Source organism: Microvirga sesbaniae (genome assembly GCF_025460805.1).
Classification (GTDB): Bacteria; Pseudomonadota; Alphaproteobacteria; order Rhizobiales; family Beijerinckiaceae; genus Microvirga; species Microvirga sesbaniae.
The window spans coordinates 99,434-115,710 of sequence record NZ_JAMXFJ010000007.1 but is presented as its reverse complement, the minus strand read 5'-3'; the positions used below and the strand labels follow the sequence as shown (position 1 = coordinate 115,710).

Annotated in this window: 20 protein-coding genes and 1 other RNA gene; 8 read left to right on the top strand and 13 right to left on the bottom strand. The window is 59.6% G+C overall.

Annotated elements, in window-relative coordinates:
- Positions 1–71: 71 nt before the first annotated feature.
- Positions 72–632: a transglutaminase-like cysteine peptidase gene (locus OCW50_RS12610; protein WP_262297757.1), complete on the bottom strand. Its 561-nt coding sequence runs from the start codon at positions 630–632 to the stop codon at positions 72–74.
- 185 nt (positions 633–817) lie between these two features.
- Here OCW50_RS12610 and OCW50_RS12605 point away from each other — a divergent pair, with 185 nt between their 5' ends.
- Both OCW50_RS12605 and OCW50_RS12600 read left to right on the top strand, forming a co-directional pair.
- The gene (locus tag OCW50_RS12605) at positions 818–1,381 is read left to right on the top strand and encodes a response regulator (RefSeq protein WP_262297756.1); all 564 of its coding nucleotides are present in this window, start codon (positions 818–820) and stop codon (positions 1,379–1,381) included.
- A gap of 483 nt (positions 1,382–1,864) precedes the next feature.
- The gene (locus tag OCW50_RS12600; RefSeq protein WP_262297755.1) at positions 1,865–2,314 is read left to right on the top strand and encodes a hypothetical protein; all 450 of its coding nucleotides are present in this window, start codon (positions 1,865–1,867) and stop codon (positions 2,312–2,314) included.
- Between the two features lie 266 nt (positions 2,315–2,580).
- On the opposite strand, the gene OCW50_RS12595 is transcribed toward OCW50_RS12600, so the two are convergent.
- Entirely contained in the window at positions 2,581–3,750 is a 1,170-nt protein-coding gene (locus OCW50_RS12595; RefSeq protein ID WP_262297754.1) for a sensor histidine kinase, read from the bottom strand.
- Between the two features lie 255 nt (positions 3,751–4,005).
- On the opposite strand from OCW50_RS12595, the gene OCW50_RS12590 reads away from it, so the two are divergent.
- A complete protein-coding gene (locus OCW50_RS12590; RefSeq protein WP_262297840.1) occupies positions 4,006–4,392 on the top strand; it encodes a response regulator in 387 nt (128 codons plus the stop codon).
- 14 nt (positions 4,393–4,406) lie between these two features.
- On the opposite strand, the gene OCW50_RS12585 is transcribed toward OCW50_RS12590, so the two are convergent.
- On the bottom strand, positions 4,407–4,667 hold the full coding sequence (locus OCW50_RS12585; protein ID WP_262267700.1) for a DUF6894 family protein: 261 nt from the start codon (positions 4,665–4,667) through the stop codon (positions 4,407–4,409).
- A gap of 475 nt (positions 4,668–5,142) precedes the next feature.
- Between OCW50_RS12585 and OCW50_RS12580 the strand changes: the two genes are divergently transcribed.
- Positions 5,143–5,856, top strand: coding sequence for a Crp/Fnr family transcriptional regulator (locus OCW50_RS12580; RefSeq protein ID WP_262297753.1), 714 nt, complete (start codon positions 5,143–5,145; stop codon positions 5,854–5,856).
- A gap of 256 nt (positions 5,857–6,112) precedes the next feature.
- Here OCW50_RS12580 and OCW50_RS12575 read toward each other — a convergent pair whose 3' ends face one another.
- The 5 genes from OCW50_RS12575 to OCW50_RS12555 form a co-directional block, all read right to left on the bottom strand.
- Positions 6,113–6,259 (bottom strand): hypothetical protein, encoded by a 147-nt coding sequence (locus tag OCW50_RS12575; protein WP_262267703.1) that lies wholly within the window; start codon positions 6,257–6,259, stop codon positions 6,113–6,115.
- Between the two features lie 40 nt (positions 6,260–6,299).
- Entirely contained in the window at positions 6,300–6,605 is a 306-nt protein-coding gene (locus tag OCW50_RS12570) for a hypothetical protein (RefSeq protein WP_262267704.1), read from the bottom strand.
- A 381-nt stretch (positions 6,606–6,986) separates the two neighbouring features.
- Positions 6,987–7,187, bottom strand: coding sequence for a hypothetical protein (locus OCW50_RS12565; protein WP_262267705.1), 201 nt, complete (start codon positions 7,185–7,187; stop codon positions 6,987–6,989).
- A gap of 156 nt (positions 7,188–7,343) precedes the next feature.
- The gene (locus OCW50_RS12560) at positions 7,344–7,553 is read right to left on the bottom strand and encodes a cold-shock protein (RefSeq protein ID WP_262297752.1); all 210 of its coding nucleotides are present in this window, start codon (positions 7,551–7,553) and stop codon (positions 7,344–7,346) included.
- Positions 7,554–8,199: 646 nt separating this feature from the next.
- The gene (locus tag OCW50_RS12555; protein ID WP_262267707.1) at positions 8,200–9,330 is read right to left on the bottom strand and encodes a sensor histidine kinase; all 1,131 of its coding nucleotides are present in this window, start codon (positions 9,328–9,330) and stop codon (positions 8,200–8,202) included.
- Positions 9,331–10,515: 1,185 nt separating this feature from the next.
- Here OCW50_RS12555 and OCW50_RS33200 point away from each other — a divergent pair.
- The 4 genes from OCW50_RS33200 to OCW50_RS12535 all read left to right on the top strand — a co-directional run bounded on the left by OCW50_RS33200 (position 10,516) and on the right by OCW50_RS12535 (position 13,546).
- Entirely contained in the window at positions 10,516–10,638 is a 123-nt protein-coding gene (locus OCW50_RS33200) for a hypothetical protein (protein WP_315974425.1), read from the top strand.
- A gap of 709 nt (positions 10,639–11,347) precedes the next feature.
- Positions 11,348–11,920: a CarD family transcriptional regulator gene (locus OCW50_RS12545; RefSeq protein WP_262267709.1), complete on the top strand. Its 573-nt coding sequence runs from the start codon at positions 11,348–11,350 to the stop codon at positions 11,918–11,920.
- 416 nt (positions 11,921–12,336) lie between these two features.
- Positions 12,337–12,720: a transfer-messenger RNA gene (ssrA, locus tag OCW50_RS12540) on the top strand.
- A gap of 76 nt (positions 12,721–12,796) precedes the next feature.
- Entirely contained in the window at positions 12,797–13,546 is a 750-nt protein-coding gene (locus tag OCW50_RS12535; RefSeq protein ID WP_262297751.1) for a hypothetical protein, read from the top strand.
- An 84-nt stretch (positions 13,547–13,630) separates the two neighbouring features.
- Here OCW50_RS12535 and OCW50_RS12530 read toward each other — a convergent pair whose 3' ends face one another.
- From OCW50_RS12530 to rpsU, 5 genes are all read right to left on the bottom strand, one after another.
- Entirely contained in the window at positions 13,631–14,350 is a 720-nt protein-coding gene (locus OCW50_RS12530) for a lysophospholipid acyltransferase family protein (protein WP_262297750.1), read from the bottom strand.
- A gap of 11 nt (positions 14,351–14,361) precedes the next feature.
- On the bottom strand, positions 14,362–14,601 hold the full coding sequence (locus OCW50_RS12525) for a hypothetical protein (protein WP_262297749.1): 240 nt from the start codon (positions 14,599–14,601) through the stop codon (positions 14,362–14,364).
- Positions 14,602–14,617: 16 nt separating this feature from the next.
- A complete protein-coding gene (locus OCW50_RS12520; protein ID WP_262267713.1) occupies positions 14,618–14,881 on the bottom strand; it encodes a hypothetical protein in 264 nt (87 codons plus the stop codon).
- A 32-nt stretch (positions 14,882–14,913) separates the two neighbouring features.
- The gene (gene infA / locus OCW50_RS12515; RefSeq protein ID WP_262267714.1) at positions 14,914–15,192 is read right to left on the bottom strand and encodes a translation initiation factor IF-1; all 279 of its coding nucleotides are present in this window, start codon (positions 15,190–15,192) and stop codon (positions 14,914–14,916) included.
- A gap of 770 nt (positions 15,193–15,962) precedes the next feature.
- Complete coding sequence (rpsU, locus tag OCW50_RS12510) at positions 15,963–16,265, bottom strand: 30S ribosomal protein S21 (protein WP_262267800.1); 303 nt, start codon at positions 16,263–16,265, stop codon at positions 15,963–15,965.
- Positions 16,266–16,277: the final 12 nt, after the last annotated feature.

The window sequence follows — 16,277 nt, the reverse complement described above, 5'->3', positions numbered from 1 at the left end:
TGATTTGGCCCAAACGGTGCAACGATCCTATAGCCAACTCAGTTCCACGGCTTACCTGGAGAGGGAGCGGGTCAGCCGCGCGGCCGGCGAAACCCGGCCTGCGCTACGGGCAGGCTACGGGCGACGGGAAGATCCACCGTCGGCTCGCTGGTTCTTGCGCCCGAAGCCGAAACCCACCCGCGACCCGTCTGCCGTGAGAGGAACGTGTGGCCTGTTTGGGCGGGCGGCAGGATTGATGAGGTCAGGTTGTCCAGGACGTACTCGCCACTGGCCGTTGTCACGACAAGCACCGCATGCGGCTCGCCGGACGAGGTCGTGCCGACCGAGATCGACAGCGCCGAGGTCGGCCAGCCGCGCTGCAAGAGCAGTTTGCGCTTCAGCAGTGCGAAATCCTCACAGTCGCCCCGGCCACTCGTTGGAAGCGTCCAGACGTCCTCGCGTCCGTACTGGTCCATGTCGGACACTTCGACAATGGTGCTGTTCACATGGCTGTTGATCTGCCGCAGCTCCGACATCCGCTCCGGCGTGAGGGTTACGTGCGCAGCAGGCTTAGCCGAGACCGGAACGGAATAAAGCGCCGTTGCCAAAGTGAGCACAAGGCCGCCAGCCAGGCAGCGAGAGATCGACATCATACGAATGCCCCCCGAACGAATTTGGTCCAAGTCGCCATCTGCGGCACTCGACCCGGTTGTTTTGTTAGGAGCGCATTAACTATGAGTTTAAGCCTAGAATGAGGCGGCTTAAGCCAAGCGCAACCGCCATCGATCGGCTCCTGCATTGGAGCGCGATGCTCCGAGAAGGAACCAAAGCGTGGCCGATGCGTTTCGTCTCGCCATTCTTTCGTTCTGTTCGTCCTGTGTCGCATTTGTTTCTCGGAACCGTATTGCGGGTCGAGGACGAGCCGCTGATGCGGTTGGTAACGGCTGACCTGCCGATCGAAGCCGACTTCCGTGTTGCCGAAGCGGCCAACGCCGACGAGGCCCTCACCCTCCTGAGCGCCGGGGTTGATGTCGACGTCGTGTTCTCGGACGTCGAAATGCCGCCGGGCCTTAACGGCTACGCGCTCGCCCGCCAGGTTCACGAGCAATGGCTCAGCACCGAAATCCTGATCACCTCGGGACGGGAATGGCCGAGGGGAGGAGATCTGCCGCCTGGGGGCGCGATTCTGGCCAAGCCCTGCCCGAGCGAAACCCCGGTGTCCTATGTGCGATCCGCCGCAGAGCGTACTCAGGCTGCCAGAGCAGGGCGTTCGGCCGAACAGAGGTCGATCGGGTGGATGGCACGGTTGTGCCATTTCCCAAGGCCGGCTAACGCGAGAAAGGCCAACACAGCGTCCCACAGGTCCCCTCACGCTGCCCAGGCGAGGGCTAGCGTCTTGTGAAGTGAATTTCTTTTCCGGTTCATCTGGACCCAAGCGGAGCTGCAAGCACTTTGAGTCGGTGGCGGTTCTCGCCCTGGGCGTGGCCATCTGCCGTGCGGCGGCCGAAGCATGGACTCGGCCGACGAAATGTCCGGACGTGGCACGGGGCGGAGGAAAGCCGAACTTCCGTCGTCATAGGGTAAGCTGACCTTCATACGGCCAAGCCCAAAGGCTCAGCTTGACCCGTTCCTAACCCTTCCTGATGAGTTCACCATTGGGCCCTGCATTTCATAAGCCCCGTTCGGCGAAATCAGGCTACGCGGAGAATGTTCTCACGTGCACGAGGCCGATCCCAGTTGCGCTTGCAAGGAGCGGGACATCAGACACCATCTAACCGACATGGGCAGCCAAGCTGTTGTTACATCAAACAATTTGACATTCTGACGGGCGAGGTTTCGACTCTTCAGGTGCGGATTTCGCACACGCCAACTGCTGGAGGAAGCCATGACCGAGTTCATGAGTCGCAGATCGGCAGTAACACTCGCGTTGACCACCGCTACAACAGTCCCTTTACTTGCTTTGGTGACGCCTGCGGGCGCAGCAGCAGTCCCGGGCATTCCGACCTATGGCCCTAATGACGGCAAGGAACTCAGCCCAGGGCGCCGGCTGGTGGAGGTTGGGGAAGCCCCCTCCGAAATTGCTGCCTACAAGAGCATCAAGATCATCGATGTTGTGTATCAGCCTGGAGCCGGCGATCCGACCGAGGCGGAAATGGACATGGACATGGTATGCCATATCCTTGCGGGCGAGTTCACCATCAAGAAGATGGGCAAAGATCCATACACCGTCAGAGCCGGCGACATTTACACCTGCGGGAAGGGCAGGACGGATCAGGCGAAAAACATCAGCAATGAGGTCGGCATCCATAGGATTGCGCTATTGATCCCGGCCTAACAGGCTGCTGCCCTGGCTCAAGGAGTGATGTGCAAAGGCTTACCGCCGAGCCAGGGCCACTTACGCTTTACGCTGGTCAAAAACGGCCTTCCGCGAAATCGAATCGAGATCCCGAAAGGTCGCTTCATGGCACTTCCCGGAAGTATAGCGAAATTCTGCAAAGACACGACAAGCGGGCCTTCATTCGGCTCGCCTAATGTTACTGTTTGACCCAAAGCCGCCCTTCCACCATGTTCAAGGAGCAAACCAACCCACTGGACCGAACATCACAGCGGCAAAGGAAACCTGACGCAGGTACGCGTGCCCTTCTCGACCGGCTTCCGCTCCACCTGCCCATCAAGCTGATTGGCAAAGGCGTCGATGAGCTGAAGGCCGAGCCCACCCTTGCGGGGCGGTCCCATCCCGCGTCCATTGTCCTCGACCGCAAGGTAGGCCTCACCGAGCTCGGACCGTGTCGTGAAGCTGACCCGGATCGTGCCGCCGTCTTCATCAAACGCGTACTTGAGCGAGTTGGTCACCAACTCGTTGACGATCAGCCCGGCTGCCACGGCTCGATCCAGAGGAAGCAGCGCTCCGCGCTCTGCCTCGACATCGATGGTCACCGTCTCCCGTTGCGGGTCGATGTTGGCGCATAAGGCCCGCAGGTAATCGCCGAACTCCACGTTGCTGATGCCTGCCTCGAACGAGAGCTGGTCCTGAGCCAGGGCGATGGCATGCACCCGGTCCATGACGCTCACGAAGCGGTCCCGGTCCTCCTGCGTCGAGGCGTGCCGCCGTTGCAGCGCCAGGAAGGAGATGATCGTCTGAAGGTTGTTCTTCACCCGGTGCTGGAACTCGCGCAGGACCACCTCGGCAAAGGACTTCTCCCGCGCATACCCTGCGGCTGCCTCCGCCGCCTTGGTCTCGGTCTCCAGCCGCAACAGGGCCACGCCCAGGATGTTGGCCATGGTGGTCAGGAAGGTCACGTCGCCCTCTTCAAACGTCCGTGGCTCCTCAGCATCCACCTCCAGCACGCCCCAGATGCGACCGTCGATCCGCACCGGCACGTTCACGAGCGAGATGATGCCATGCTCGCGCAGGCTCGGGTGCATGCGGAACTCAGGATCGTTCGGCAGGTCCTCGACAGTCACTGGAGCGGCTGTCTGCATGCACCGTCCGGCGACAGAGGCATTGTCGAGGGCGAAGGTCGTCTGACCCACCACGCCAGGTTTCCAGCCCACCCCGGCCACCATCAGCAGGTCGCCATGGTCTGGACGGTAGCACAGCACTTTCACATGCCTGATATGGGTGACCCGCGAGACCTGGGCCGTGACGTAGTGCAACAGCTTCTCACGCGGCAGAACTTCGGAGGCAATCCGGCCGAAGGCGGCGAGCGCACGCTGGTACTCGTGCATGCGCTTGAGTTCAGGGCTGGGACTGTCGCTCCTTCTCGGCATCATGCCTCCTGCTCAGATCCCCATCGGGGTTGTCTTACTGCAAGGCTGGAAAAGCCCAGCGGCTGCGCTTGGTTCCAAGAGGCGTGATAGCCGGCGTGACAGCAATCGGCTCCTGATTTCAGAAAGAGGCAATGGCAAAGTTGTCTCAGCACCAACTCTCAAGGGTCGACCCCGGCTGATCCACGCCTATCTAGGAGGCATTGTTTGAGATCTTGACCTTAGGAACAAAGACCGTTGCTCCCTCTTTCATCGGGCATGCCTGGCCCGAACCCTTACCCGCGTGCTCTCATTCTGGTTGTCGAAGACGAGGCGCTCGTGCGAATGACCCTCGTCGATGTGCTGGAGGATGCCGGCTTCAAGGTGATCGAGGCCGCCCATGCCGATGAGGCGCTCCGGGTTCTGAGTGCCGTCTCGGGTATCCACGCCGTGGTCACCGACGTCGAGATGCCGCGTGGGAGCATCAACGGCTTCGAGCTGGCCCGGAGGGTCCGTTCGGAGCGCGAGGACATCGGGATCCTGATCGCGTCCGGTCGTGCCGCGCCCAAGTCAGGGGACCTGCCGGAGGGAGCCCTGTTCCTCAGCAAGCCCGTCCATCCCGAGACGCTCGTGCGACTGCTCAAGACGCTCCTGACCTCGGGGTAGACATCCTGGGAAGATTACCTCTGCGGACGGTCTGCCCTCACGGAAGGGTATTCCACGATCAGGGAGAGTGCAGCTCGGAGCACCACGTGTCCCGCCTCGTCCCTGACGCTGACGATGAACGTGCGTTCGTCACCATCGGGCAGCTCGTCCTGGGCCATCAGTGGCAGTTCCTCCTGAGCAACGGCCTTAGCCGCCTCAAGGTTTTCCAGCTCCTGCCCCACGTCGTCGGGGACGAGGACATCCCCGTCGTACGTGTCGAAGAAATAGCGAGGCACAGGCACTCCAAGGCTTGGGATCGTAGCCGTCAACGCTTGGCTTCGCGCCTTGTTCGCTGTTCCAACGTAGGGACCACGCATGTGGTTGGGGCTCCGGTGGGGAAGCTGCATGCTGGACCTTGCGCTCCTCTTCCTCCGCCAACATTCCGAGATGCTTGGCCTCATTCACATTGATCTGTAGGGCTCTTTATCGGAGATGCGGATCGTCCTTTCCTGGGTTTCGAAATAAAGCTGAAGCGTCGATTTCTGCTGGAAGAACAAAGATGAACTCAGACTTGTCGACTAACACGATATCAACACAATGTTGTTCCGCAAAAAGTAACCTAGATCAGAGGCGGACACTGATTTATGTGCTACAAGACAATCATTATCAGCAAGCGATCCTAGGCGCTGATACCTGAGAGATACGTGTGCTCCCGCCTGCAAACAGGAGGAGCTCCCCATGCACGCTTCTTTCCATCCCGATTACAATCCGATGATCCGCAAGCTGGAGAGCATCTTCACGCTCACGGATGACGAGCGGCAGGCGCTTGAGACCCTGCCGATGCAGCCTGCCACGCTCAAAGACCATCAGGACATCGTGCGCGAAGGCGACCGTCCCTCCCGTTCCTGTCTGATCCTGAGCGGCTTCACCGCTACCTACAAAGTCACCACAGTCGGCAAGCGCCAGATTGTGTCCTTCGGCATTGCCGGTGACATTCCCGATTTGCAGAGCCTGCACCTGAAGGTTCTGGACGTTAGCATCGCCACCCTTACCCAGTGCCGGGTGGGGTTCATCAAACATGAAGACCTGCGGGACATCTGCACCCGCCATCCGCGCATCGCTGCTGCCTTCTGGCGCGAGACCCTGATCGAGGGGGCCATCTTCCGGGAATGGGTGACCAATGTCGGCCGCCGCGAGGCCTACAATCGTCTGGCCCATGTGCTGTGCGAGTTGCTGGTGCGCCTCAGGGCGGTCGGCCTGGTCGAGGGTCATGCCTGTGACCTGCCCATCACTCAGGGTGAGTTCGCGGATGCGCTCGGCATCACTCCGGTCCACGTCAACCGGGTGCTTCAGCAGATGCGGGCCGAGGGTCTGATCGAACTGAAGGGCGACCGGCTGAACATTCCTGACTGGGAGAAGTTGAAGCAGGTGGGCGAGTTTGACCCCAACTACCTGCATCTGGAGAGCGATCGGGCCGCCGCATGACCCCCCTTCAGCCCATCCGCGGGCGACGGGATTTGACGAAGACGGCATGATGGTCCTCGTTGAGGAGCAGCGGCTGTTGGCGGTTTCGGATGGTCGTGATGTCGGTGACCACCATGAGCATGCGGATGCCCTCCACTGCGGCGACGAACGGGCCGCCGTCGCGCCGAAGGCACCCACCCGCTCTTCGGCTCGTTCTTGAAGGATGTCAGCGGGTGTTGGATCAAGCCTCAGTGGCTTCGTTCCCGTCGTGGCCCAGCTACGATGCGCGCTTGCCGCCGGATGGTTTAGGCGGGGTGCTGCCCTTGCCTTGGGTCACGACGGGAGAGACCGGGATTGGGTTCTTGGGTTTGTCCTGCTTCGGCTTCTTTGCCTCGCGGTTGCCGCGCTTTTCGCCTCTGGCCATGGGGTATCTCCATTGTCAGTTGGGTTCTGGAAAATTCGTCTCAGTCGTGGGGTGACTTGTCGAGCAGATGATCGAAGTCGGCCAGAACCCGGTCGATCAGCCTGCGCCGACGCAGGTCGGCGGCGTCCAAGTTCTGCGCGAGCAGACCCAGCAGATAGCGCGCCTTCTCGACAGCCTCCGGCCAGTCGGTGGCGGGTGCGGCCGCAAGCAGATCTTCGAGTTCCGCTTGTCTTGCGTGAAGTGCTGCCTGGTCGGCCTCGACCTCGGAGCGCAGACGTCGAAGGTCGGTGGCTTTCTGGGCTGCCATGCCGCGATGGGCATCAAGATTGGTTGGTTGATCGACCATGGTGAGCCTCCTGGGGGTGAGAGGCAGAAGCGTTGCGAGCGGTGTGTCCTCATCCATGCATTCACCTCTGTATTGATGATCGTCAGGTTCGCTCCGCGAGCAACCGCGCCAGTGTCTTGGCTTGCTGAGCACTCCCGCCGATCGGCTCGGGCGTCACGAGGTGCCACGCGTGTGCTCGAAGAGCCCAACCCACATCCGAGAGACTACCAAGCGGCTCGTGTGGCCACGCAGGCTCACCTGTTGGCGTGAGGATCATGAACTGTCGGGACGCCTTCCGGCCGACCCGAGCAACGTACAAGGCCTCATCGCCCTGTCGAAGCACGGCGATAGGATCGTAGATCTGCGATCCGTGAAAGAAGGCGTCTGCGCTGGTCAAATGATTCACGCCTGCGCCGTAATCTCGCTCTCGCGCACAGCACGCTCGCCGAAGCCGGACGACTTGATGCGATAGGAGACCTCGCCAGTCTGATCGGCCGGCATGAGGCGGGTCACCTCGTAGATGCCGCTTGTCGTTGCGCGCTTGTCGGAGAAATTCGGATGGGTGATGCGGACGAGCTGACGAAGTTTATACTTGTGAGACATTCATTGCTCCTGGAGCCCGACGGCTGTCAGGCAGGGCAGGGATGGGCGGACAACCGCTGCCGGGTGATTGCGAGCGCAAACAATAAAGCCGCCCCACAAGGGAGCGGCTTCAGGACCGAGCGGCACAGGCCTATGTCCTGAGCCGATCATCACCAGTTACGCTGTTTCGATGTTGTTGACGGCAATCTTGCCGGAGCGACGGTCCTCGGCTGTGTCGAAGGAGACCTTCTGACCTTCGACCAGGCTGCGCATGCCAGCGCGCTCAAGGGCGGTGGCATGAACGAAAACGTCCTTGCTGCCATCGTTCGGCTGGATGAAGCCGAAGCCCTTCGTATCGTTGTAGAATTTTACTGTGCCCGTAATCATTGGTGTAACCTTTCGCGATTGCTGTGGATGCACGTGAGGGAAGGCGCGCCAAAGAGCGGCCTCAACTCAGTTCGTCGATGTAATGGTAAGAAAGTCCGAACGTGCGCCTGACAGTGTCAAAAGCGAAACGACCCGATTGTCCGGCCAAAATCCGATAAAAACTATATAGACTCTTTATTAGTTGATAACAAGTGCTGTGTGTCTTCCTACATGATTTAGATGAATCTTGTCTGCTTTCGACCACATTCGAAGACAGAATTGTGCGTAGCAGGGCAGGGGCCGCTTCAGTATTGATCAGGCTCATCCGATGCACATTCACCCGCTGCCGAACGTCTAGAGCATCGGACGGAAAAGTGGACCCGGTTTTCCGTTCTGACCGATGCTCTCATTCAAGAAGGAAGCATCGGATGGATCCCAAAAGTGCAAGTCCACTTTTGGGTCCGATGCTTTAAGAGGCTGGGCGAACGTCAACGGTTTGCGGCGGGTGCTAGCGCATCGTGCGGAAATGTGGACCCGGTTTTCGCTTGCGCGGCCCGCTGGGTCCGCGAAGAACGATGCGCCATTTAAGGAATTGAGCATCGGATCGATCCCAAAAGTGGGTCCACTTTTGGGATCGATCCGATGCTCTAAGGGTGGGCGCGACTGTCTATTGGACTGAGGCAGACATGCGACATGGAAGCGGTACCCTTAGGTGCGCTCGCAGTCCTTCCGGTTCGTAGGAGACCATAGCGTGCGCACCGATCTGATTGCTCAGCACACGTTCCAGGAGCTGGGAGCCAAAGCCCCTCCGGGTCGGCGGGCCGATAGCCGGACCGTTTCGCTCAACCCACTCGATGGTGAGTTCGGGATGGTCCGGCTCGTCCATAAGCGTCCATGAGACCGCCACGGACCCGCCCAGGACAGACAGGGCACCATGTTTGACCGCGTTCGTCGTCAGTTCATGAATGGCCATTCCCAATGGAATGGCGGTGGCCGACGGCAGATCAACGGCAGGACCGTCGAGGAGCACCCGGCCCGGGGAGCCGTCATCGTAGGGCTCGAGCTCATGGCACAGAAGGTTTCGGAGGGAGATGGCCTGCCACTCGTCTTCTGCGAGGCTCGAATGAGTTCGGGCCAATGCCATGATCCTGCCCGTGAACGCCTGCTGGAACTCCTCAATCGTCGTTGAGGCACGCGCGGTCGAGCCCATGATGGCCTGAACGGTCGCCAGCATGTTCTTGACCCGATGATGCAGCTCGCGAACCAGCAGCGCCTGCTGATCCTCCGCGCGCTTTCTGTCGGTAATGTCCACCAGCATGTTCACCGCACCGACCAGCGTGCCTGATGCATCGTGCAGTGGGGTTGGGAACGGGATGAACGGGACCCGGATGCCATCCGGGCGCTCGGCAATGGCTTCGGCACCCCTGATCGCACGGTTCTCCTTGAGGGCAACCGCCATCGGACACTGATCGTGTGGCAGAGGCGTTCCGTCTGGCCAGAACAGCCGCCAGGACCCGCACCACTCGCTCTTGCCGAGTTCGGGCCGACAGCCCCATAACTCAGCGGCAGCTTCGTTGTAGAAGGTGATGCGCCCGGCTGCGTCCGTTGTGTACACCGCCGCCGGCAGGGCATCGAGCAGTTGGCGGAAGCGGCGGTCGCGTGTGCGATCCCGAAGCCGAGCCTCGCCCGGACTGTTGCTCTTACGAGCCGATTCACCACGTGATCCGGTTGAGTGCTCGTCAAGGACCCGGCTGAATTCCGACTCAAGGAGTGTGAGATGGAGATCCTGGTTTGACATGGAAGCCCCTGGCATCAGCCGGGGCCTCACCGGGCTGCTGAACAACTGCTGTTAACAAACTGGCGCTGGGAAAGTTCCGGGTTCCCGACCTGTCACGGTTCTGGAGGCCAGGCAAACCATGAAGCTCATTGGATGAGATCTAGTCCTCGGCACTCGCAGCGCCGGAACTGAATGGGGCATGGGTGTACTCTGGTGATCCAACGCTGTGGTTGATCATCCAAAGGCAAAGTCCAAGACTTATAACGAAGGCACTCCAGTTCAGTGTTCCTGTAAGCCAGCCGGCTGACGTTTCCTGAGTTTCTGGCGCCTTCTTGGGAGTTGGAGGCATATCGACAGGCATGGCAGTCCTTTGCGCAACGATCTCAAGGGCGGTCTGGCGGCCAAGATTAGGACAAAGGTGACTTTGTCGGACCCAGAGGCGGCGTGCAGGAGCCAATCATCCTCTCGTTATGCCAGAGTTGCACGCGGCTCGTGTTGGCAAGACTGCACGCCCACTCACGAGCTTGCATTTCGTTATCCCAAACCAAGGTTTCGATGGTGGCGAGGCCGGTCGACGGGTCTACGATGACAGCTTGATAGGGCTGACTTGATCTCGATGATTTGTTCATAACACACCCCAGAGCCTACGGCACTTCGAGGTGCGGGAGTGCGCCCAAAAGGACAGCGGTCGACTGAGGAGCCGCTGATCTATTCTATATGGTGGGCTACTCGCGCTTTGAAAGGGCCACTGCTGTGAAAGAATCCTAGGTGGCCGCTTGCAAAAAGCGTTCGACCTTAATCGCAAAAGCAGCGGTCACTCTTAAGTGACTGGTTAGCGGCGCAATAACCAAGTCTTGTTTGGCAGGCGTGTGCTACGCTTCAACAATCAAATTCTCTGCGGAGGCGACCGATGCGCGTTCTGATGGCCCTTTTCATGTTGGTTCCTGCTCTTGCCCCTCAGGTTGCTCAGGCGCAGGCAGCTAAGGAAGGGTCGAAGGCAACGACCGAAAGAGTCTATAACTCAGAAGAAAGCGCGGCAATGGCTGCCGCTGTCCGCAAAAAGGCCGAAGCCGCAGAGCGTGCGAGGGATGCCCGGCTGAGAAGAGCTACAAGGGGCATCTGCATTGGCTGCTGAGCGGGCCCCAACTTCTTCGACGAAGAAAGCATGGCAAGCCTAATGATGAGTGTTGTCTACGATAACCTGCCATGATCGCCGATCAGCCCGCACTTGTTGTCGCCGCTGTGTTCTCGGGAGCGGCCCTCTCCATCGACATGGCCGAGCAGCCGGCCCGTCTCGGGCTTGACGATCGATCCCTGCTCGCCGAGTGAAAGTACTCCTAAAAGCGTGGACTGACCATGCAGGCACCGTTGGCCGTTGGAGGACTCCTGCCCGGTCTCGCGGCTTGGTGGCCGACCGGCCACATCGCATGGCTGCTGGGCGCGCTCATCATGATAGCCAACTGGCCTTTGATGTACTTGGCCATCATGCCTGCAAACTACTGGCTCATGGCGACTGATCCGGCAGCGGCTGGTCCCGAGGGCCGAACCATGATACAGCGGTCGGGCTCGCTCCACCCGATGCGAACAGTTGTTGGCCTTGCAGCCTGTATTGCGTTCCTGTGGGCGTCGCTCGTCTGAACAGGACGTCGTAGGGCGAACCTTGATCTCACAGCGGGGCGTTCGATGAACAGCCTTCTGCAAAACTGGTGCATAGAACCGGAATGTCTCTTCCTGGCACATTTTGCGAAGTAGGCCGGATGTCTGCTGACGAAGGGGACAACAGACATTTCCGAGGTGTTCGCAATGTCCTCGGATCACCGAGAGCCGATGATCCGCCCGATTCCGGGGTGTGGCGCGCACTCTATCCAGACGCTGCTGGATCTACCGAATGGAGCGTAGCCGTTCCATGGGAACCGCGTAAGATGCTTCGAGTTCTGCAAACCTGGGGTGCATTGACGCGACGGTCGCGAGCCCGGCATCTACGACACAGGCTCTGTCGACTGAAGCCTCGCCTCTGCCTAACGGAGATCATGTCTGAATGACCAAGAAGAACAATGCCCTTTCCTTCGAGATCGGTGAAACGGTTGTGTACCCGGCCCATGGTGTGGGTGTGATCACTGCGATTGAGGAGCAGGAGATTGCCGGGTTCAAGCTCGAGCTCTTTGTGATCACCTTCGATAAGGATCGCCTCACCCTTCGGGTTCCCCTGGCAAAAGCCAAGAGCAGCGGCCTGAGAAAACTCTCCGACCATGCGGTGGTGAAGCAGGCACTCGACCTCCTGAGCGGAAAGGCAATGGCCAAGCGCGGCGTGTGGAGCCGGCGCTCCAACGAGCTTCAGGAGCGTATCGGGACTGGGCAATTGACAGCTATTGCTGAAGTTCTGCGGGATCTCAACCGCGGCTCAGAGCAGCAGGAGGCTTCCTACAGCGAGCAGCAGATCTTCGAAGGTGCCCTGGACTTCATGATCAGGGAGGTGGCAGCATCCAGCCAGCTGACCCAGACCGAGGCTCGCAAGTTGATCGAACAGAGCTTGGCCAAAGCTCCTCACCTCAACAAGGCTAAGAGCCTGGCCGAAGAACCGGAGGGGCCCGATGATGAAGCGGCTGCATAGGGAACGGCCCCTCCCGTGGAACGAGAGGGCGGTTAACGTTGAGTGCTGCTCCATCTTAGCTCAAGGCATTATTGGTATCATCGTGCTTCTACGGTAGCGTTGCCCCGTCGATCTATTGGTACATCGGAATACTCGGAGCGGGTGCATGGTAGCGCGAACTGCCCGTTTAAAGGATTTCACAACCGACGGGTATCCGGGCTGTGGGCTGCCGGTGCAGGGTCTGGCAGAGGATCACGTCGGCACATACGTCCTTCCATTCCCGTGTGAGCGCATGAACGGGGAGTGGCGGAATGGGACGACCGGGGAGGCAGTCCAGGCCAGCATCATCGCATGGCGTGAGTTTGGGGTGAAGAGCAGAGAGCCACGACGTCGCTAAGCATCCCTTGCTTCTTCGACGGACGCGATTGTAGATCTTGTGCCTAGCAATCAGGTTGGCAAACCCCTATATCGGATATGTCAGGTTCGCCTGACTATGATCGTAGAGGCAGAGTGGAATAGGCGTTTAGGACGCGGGTTCGATTCCCGCCGCCTCCACCACAAGCACACCGGCCGCCCAAGTGCCGCAAGACGGATTTTGGGCGACTGGCCTTCCTTGAGGGCGGGCCGCTGCCCCGGTGTGTTTGTGATGGGGGCGACATGGGTTCGACTGGGCGCAATAAAGGCTAGGTTGCGATTAGGCTGAGCTACGGCCTTGATAGTGCACATTCATAAATGCCAACGACAACGTTGACATGGGTGCAGTGCGCCTCGCGGCGTAACCATCCGGGGCTCGGGACAGCCTAGCAACAGAAACGGCACCTTCGGGTGCCGTTCCCATTTCTAGCCCTTGGATTTCTCGGCCTCCGCTGAGCCCCATAACAGAGAGACGAAGAACAGATGTCGGAGATTCAGGTTGGCGGCTACATCCGCGTTTCCAAGGGAACCATGGTCTTCCCGACCGGCGACGGCGTCGAGGCGCCAGCCACGCGCGATCAGGTCGTGAAGGTCACCGATATCTTCGACGTGGACGTGAAGAGCGACAACTTCTACCTGCTCCTGCCGGACGAGATGCGGTTGCGATACTTCGAGGCCAGTGGTGGCAAACGTCCCATCGACCAGGATATCCTGGAATTCACCGATCGGCTGACGCGTGGCGACTATCGGGCCGTGATGTGGTCAGGCAAATGGGCATTGATCGCCAATGTTCAGCCTGCGGAGGCTCCCGCCAACGCAAAAACGGCCCGGAAACCGGAGAAAACGGTGAAGCCAGGCAAGACGCCGCTCACCAAGCAACAGCAGATGGTGATCGGGTCGGTCTGGCGCTTCATCCAGGACGCAGAGCTTCGCTATAAGGTTCGCAACCCTGCATACGCCGCCATGCGCTCTGACCTCGACAGAGGTCTCCACGAGTTGTCCCAACATGCTCGGAACCAGACCTTGGACGCGAAGCTGAACGAGCTTGGCATCATGGATCACATCGATGAGCCCTGGGGGCAGGTGACCGCCGGCGAGACCTTCACGGTTCGTGGCAAGCTGACCTCCAGCATTGGAGGCGGGGCCGACGTGCCGATGCTGTTCCGGGGCGAGAAGTTCACATTGCCCTATGCCAGCCTGGAGCCCGTCGTCGAGCTGGTGACTGAACGATAAGGCCAGCGCCAGCTCAGTCAGCCGGATTGTCCCGGCGGGTGACATCCTGAATTCGGCGAGACGGTGGATCGCCGGATTTCGGAATCAAGCTGCCTGGGGCCAGGAGGACCGTCTCTCGGCCTCAAGAACTTGCTCTGCCTGGCGCGTGAATTCGCGGGCGGCAAGACCAGGCGGAATCGGATCGAGATAAGTGACCGAGATTGTCCCCGCTCTTTTATACGAGCGGCCGGGTCCCCAGAAATGGCCGGAGTTCAGTGCGACGGGAAGGACCGGTCGCCCAAGCTTTGCATAGAGGAACTCCACCCCACGCTTGAACGTGATGGGCTCGGAAGCTGGCCTTCGGGTCCCCTCCGGGAAGATCAGCACCGAACGGCCCTGGGCCAGCGCCTCCTGGCTTTCCTCCACCATCTTCCGGATTGCTTTCGAGCCGCTCTCCCGGTCAATCAGGATCATTGGTGATTTGCGCAGGAACCAGGAGAAGACAGGGATCGTCAGCAGTTCCTGCTTGGCGACAATGGCCACATCCGGGAACAGGACAAGGAACGCCAGCGTTTCCCACGTCGATTGGTGATTGGCGATGATCAGGCAGGGTTCGTCAGGGATGTTGTGTTGACCCTGCTCGGTATAGGTCAATCCAACGAGCCACCTCAAGTTGACGAGAATGCCGCGGGCCCACAACCGCGACGCCAGCCGAACACCAAGCTCCGGGGAACCGCACAGCCAAAGGATCGCCAAGACGGGCACGAACAGCCCTGTCCAGACGACGAGCAGAAGATCGAACAGAGTTGAGCGGATACGCGGCACGGTCGGTGACCTTAGAATGAATCAGCGGTCCGCGGCTGCGGATGCCTGCGCGACAGATCCCCAGCAGCGGGGCGAATCTGGGACTCGCCTGCAGCGCGCTCGGTCCCACTCGCCGTATTCTTGATTCTATAGCTGAATTCGCCATTGCTCTCGGGCATCAGACGAACGACTTCATAGATGCCGCTGGTGCGGTCGGCAAAGTGCGTCCCAGCAGCATGAACCAACTGGCCAACAGAATACTTGTGGCTCATGAAAGCCTCCTGCACATCAATTGAGAGACATCGACCGGGGAGCCGTATGGGTTCGGATCGGCAGAACATGCTCCACCTCGGCGTCGCACTGCTGATCGATGATTTCAGCCAGAACCATCGTGTCGTCATCACTCATAGAAGTGGCCGGGTAGATCAGGTACTCGCTGTTGCTCTCGACGACGACAGCGTCGCGGTCAAACCACAGCACGCAATTGATTTGACGCATGAGCCAGTCGGGTACGCGGTCGCCAGCCTCAAAAGTCCAAGTCTTTTCAAGCATCGTGATTGTTCCTCGGAGCTCCGTGGCACACCTTACCGGCGGCGGAACTGCGGACGGCGCGGAGCTCCCGGACGGGGAGCGCCAGCTCCAGCATCCTTGTGGCGAAAGATCAGCCGGCCCTTGTCGAGATCGTAAGGCGACATCTCGACGGTCACACGGTCGCCGGCGAGCGTCTTGATACGGTTCTTCTTCATCTTGCCGGCTGTATAGGCGACGATCTCGTGTCCGCTCTCAAGCTTCACCCGAAAGCGGGCATCCGGCAAAATCTCCACGACTTCACCCTCGAAGGTGATCAGTTCCTCTTTTGCCATTCGATAATCCTTTTCTGTAAACCAAAGGCCGTCCCCGAAGGTCGGCGTTACGAGGCGGCGGACAGGAATGTCATGCCGCCGTTCGCTGGCGCAAGCACACGTGACCGGAGGGTGCGAGAGCGCGAACTCACATTCGGTTGGTTGATGTTTGGGAAGAGTGCCTGAACGTGCGCCCGGCGGGGTACCAGGGCAGAACGGACTGTATGTCCGGCCAAAATCGATAGGGTCTATCTAGTGCCGACTTACGGCGAATACAAGGCACACCGCCGTAAAGGAGCTTGTCGCCCTCGCGATGGTTTCGATCTTGCCAAAGACCAAGTTGTTGTCCATCTTGAGCCAATCAACCGCCATGTACGGCCTGCTCTCCCTTGCTTGTGATCGAGCGCCGAGCCTGCTTTCCGTTCCAATCGATTGCTACACTCGAGTCTGCCCAAGCGGACTGACAGGTCGTTTCTTCGCATTCGACAATCTCAAACACGAAAGGCTGCTCGGAACATGATCCGATCAGCGACAGGAATTCCATGTTGACTTCAACACGACCCCAGCTTCCCAAGCACAAGCCGCAACCATCGAAAGACACCCTGCGGATCAAGGAAGCCGCCAAACCACAACCGTCTGCCCTCTCACGCGAGGAGATCCGCCACATCATCGAGATGATCGGCTGACTTCTCCAGGTTCGTCTCTGATGAATGGGATCCCAAGTGGCACAGGAGACTCCGTGCGCCACTTGCAGAGCCTGAGCTCGAGACGAGCCTCTACCTCAAAACAGGCTAAACCTTCGACTCTGCCGTCGGAGGAGGGGATCCGGCGCCGGGAGCAGTCATAGGTCGACGCGGTCCAGAAAAACGGGGTTTGGGTTTGGGAGCAGCGATCAGCCCCTCCCGGATCGCCTGCTTGCGCGCCAGTTTGCGACTCCGCCGCACAGCTTCCGCCTTCTCGCGCGTTTTGCGCTCAGAGGGCTTCTCGTAAGATTTCCGCGCTTTCATTTCGCGGAATATTCCTTCGCGCTGCATCTTCTTCTTGAGCACCCTGAGTGCCTGATCGACATTGTTGTCGCGTACCAAGACCTGCAATGGATATCCTTT

Coding starts and splice junctions, on each gene's coding strand:
- OCW50_RS12565 (WP_262267705.1), bottom strand. CDS start 7,187: ATGTCTCACAAGTATAAACTTCGTCAGCTCGTCCGCATCACCCATCCG.
- OCW50_RS12525 (WP_262297749.1), bottom strand. CDS start 14,601: ATGAGCCACAAGTATTCTGTTGGCCAGTTGGTTCATGCTGCTGGGACG.
- OCW50_RS12575 (WP_262267703.1), bottom strand. CDS start 6,259: ATGGCCAGAGGCGAAAAGCGCGGCAACCGCGAGGCAAAGAAGCCGAAG.
- OCW50_RS12595 (WP_262297754.1), bottom strand. CDS start 3,750: ATGCCGAGAAGGAGCGACAGTCCCAGCCCTGAACTCAAGCGCATGCAC.
- infA (WP_262267714.1), bottom strand. CDS start 15,192: ATGGCAAAAGAGGAACTGATCACCTTCGAGGGTGAAGTCGTGGAGATT.
- OCW50_RS12560 (WP_262297752.1), bottom strand. CDS start 7,553: ATGATTACGGGCACAGTAAAATTCTACAACGATACGAAGGGCTTCGGC.
- OCW50_RS12520 (WP_262267713.1), bottom strand. CDS start 14,881: ATGCTTGAAAAGACTTGGACTTTTGAGGCTGGCGACCGCGTACCCGAC.
- OCW50_RS12605 (WP_262297756.1), top strand. CDS start 818: ATGCGTTTCGTCTCGCCATTCTTTCGTTCTGTTCGTCCTGTGTCGCAT.
- OCW50_RS33200 (WP_315974425.1), top strand. CDS start 10,516: ATGATCGCCGATCAGCCCGCACTTGTTGTCGCCGCTGTGTTCTCGGGA.
- OCW50_RS12570 (WP_262267704.1), bottom strand. CDS start 6,605: ATGGTCGATCAACCAACCAATCTTGATGCCCATCGCGGCATGGCAGCC.
- OCW50_RS12535 (WP_262297751.1), top strand. CDS start 12,797: ATGTCGGAGATTCAGGTTGGCGGCTACATCCGCGTTTCCAAGGGAACC.
- OCW50_RS12580 (WP_262297753.1), top strand. CDS start 5,143: ATGATCCGCAAGCTGGAGAGCATCTTCACGCTCACGGATGACGAGCGG.
- OCW50_RS12555 (WP_262267707.1), bottom strand. CDS start 9,330: ATGTCAAACCAGGATCTCCATCTCACACTCCTTGAGTCGGAATTCAGC.
- OCW50_RS12600 (WP_262297755.1), top strand. CDS start 1,865: ATGACCGAGTTCATGAGTCGCAGATCGGCAGTAACACTCGCGTTGACC.
- OCW50_RS12610 (WP_262297757.1), bottom strand. CDS start 632: ATGATGTCGATCTCTCGCTGCCTGGCTGGCGGCCTTGTGCTCACTTTG.
- OCW50_RS12590 (WP_262297840.1), top strand. CDS start 4,006: ATGCCTGGCCCGAACCCTTACCCGCGTGCTCTCATTCTGGTTGTCGAA.
- OCW50_RS12545 (WP_262267709.1), top strand. CDS start 11,348: ATGACCAAGAAGAACAATGCCCTTTCCTTCGAGATCGGTGAAACGGTT.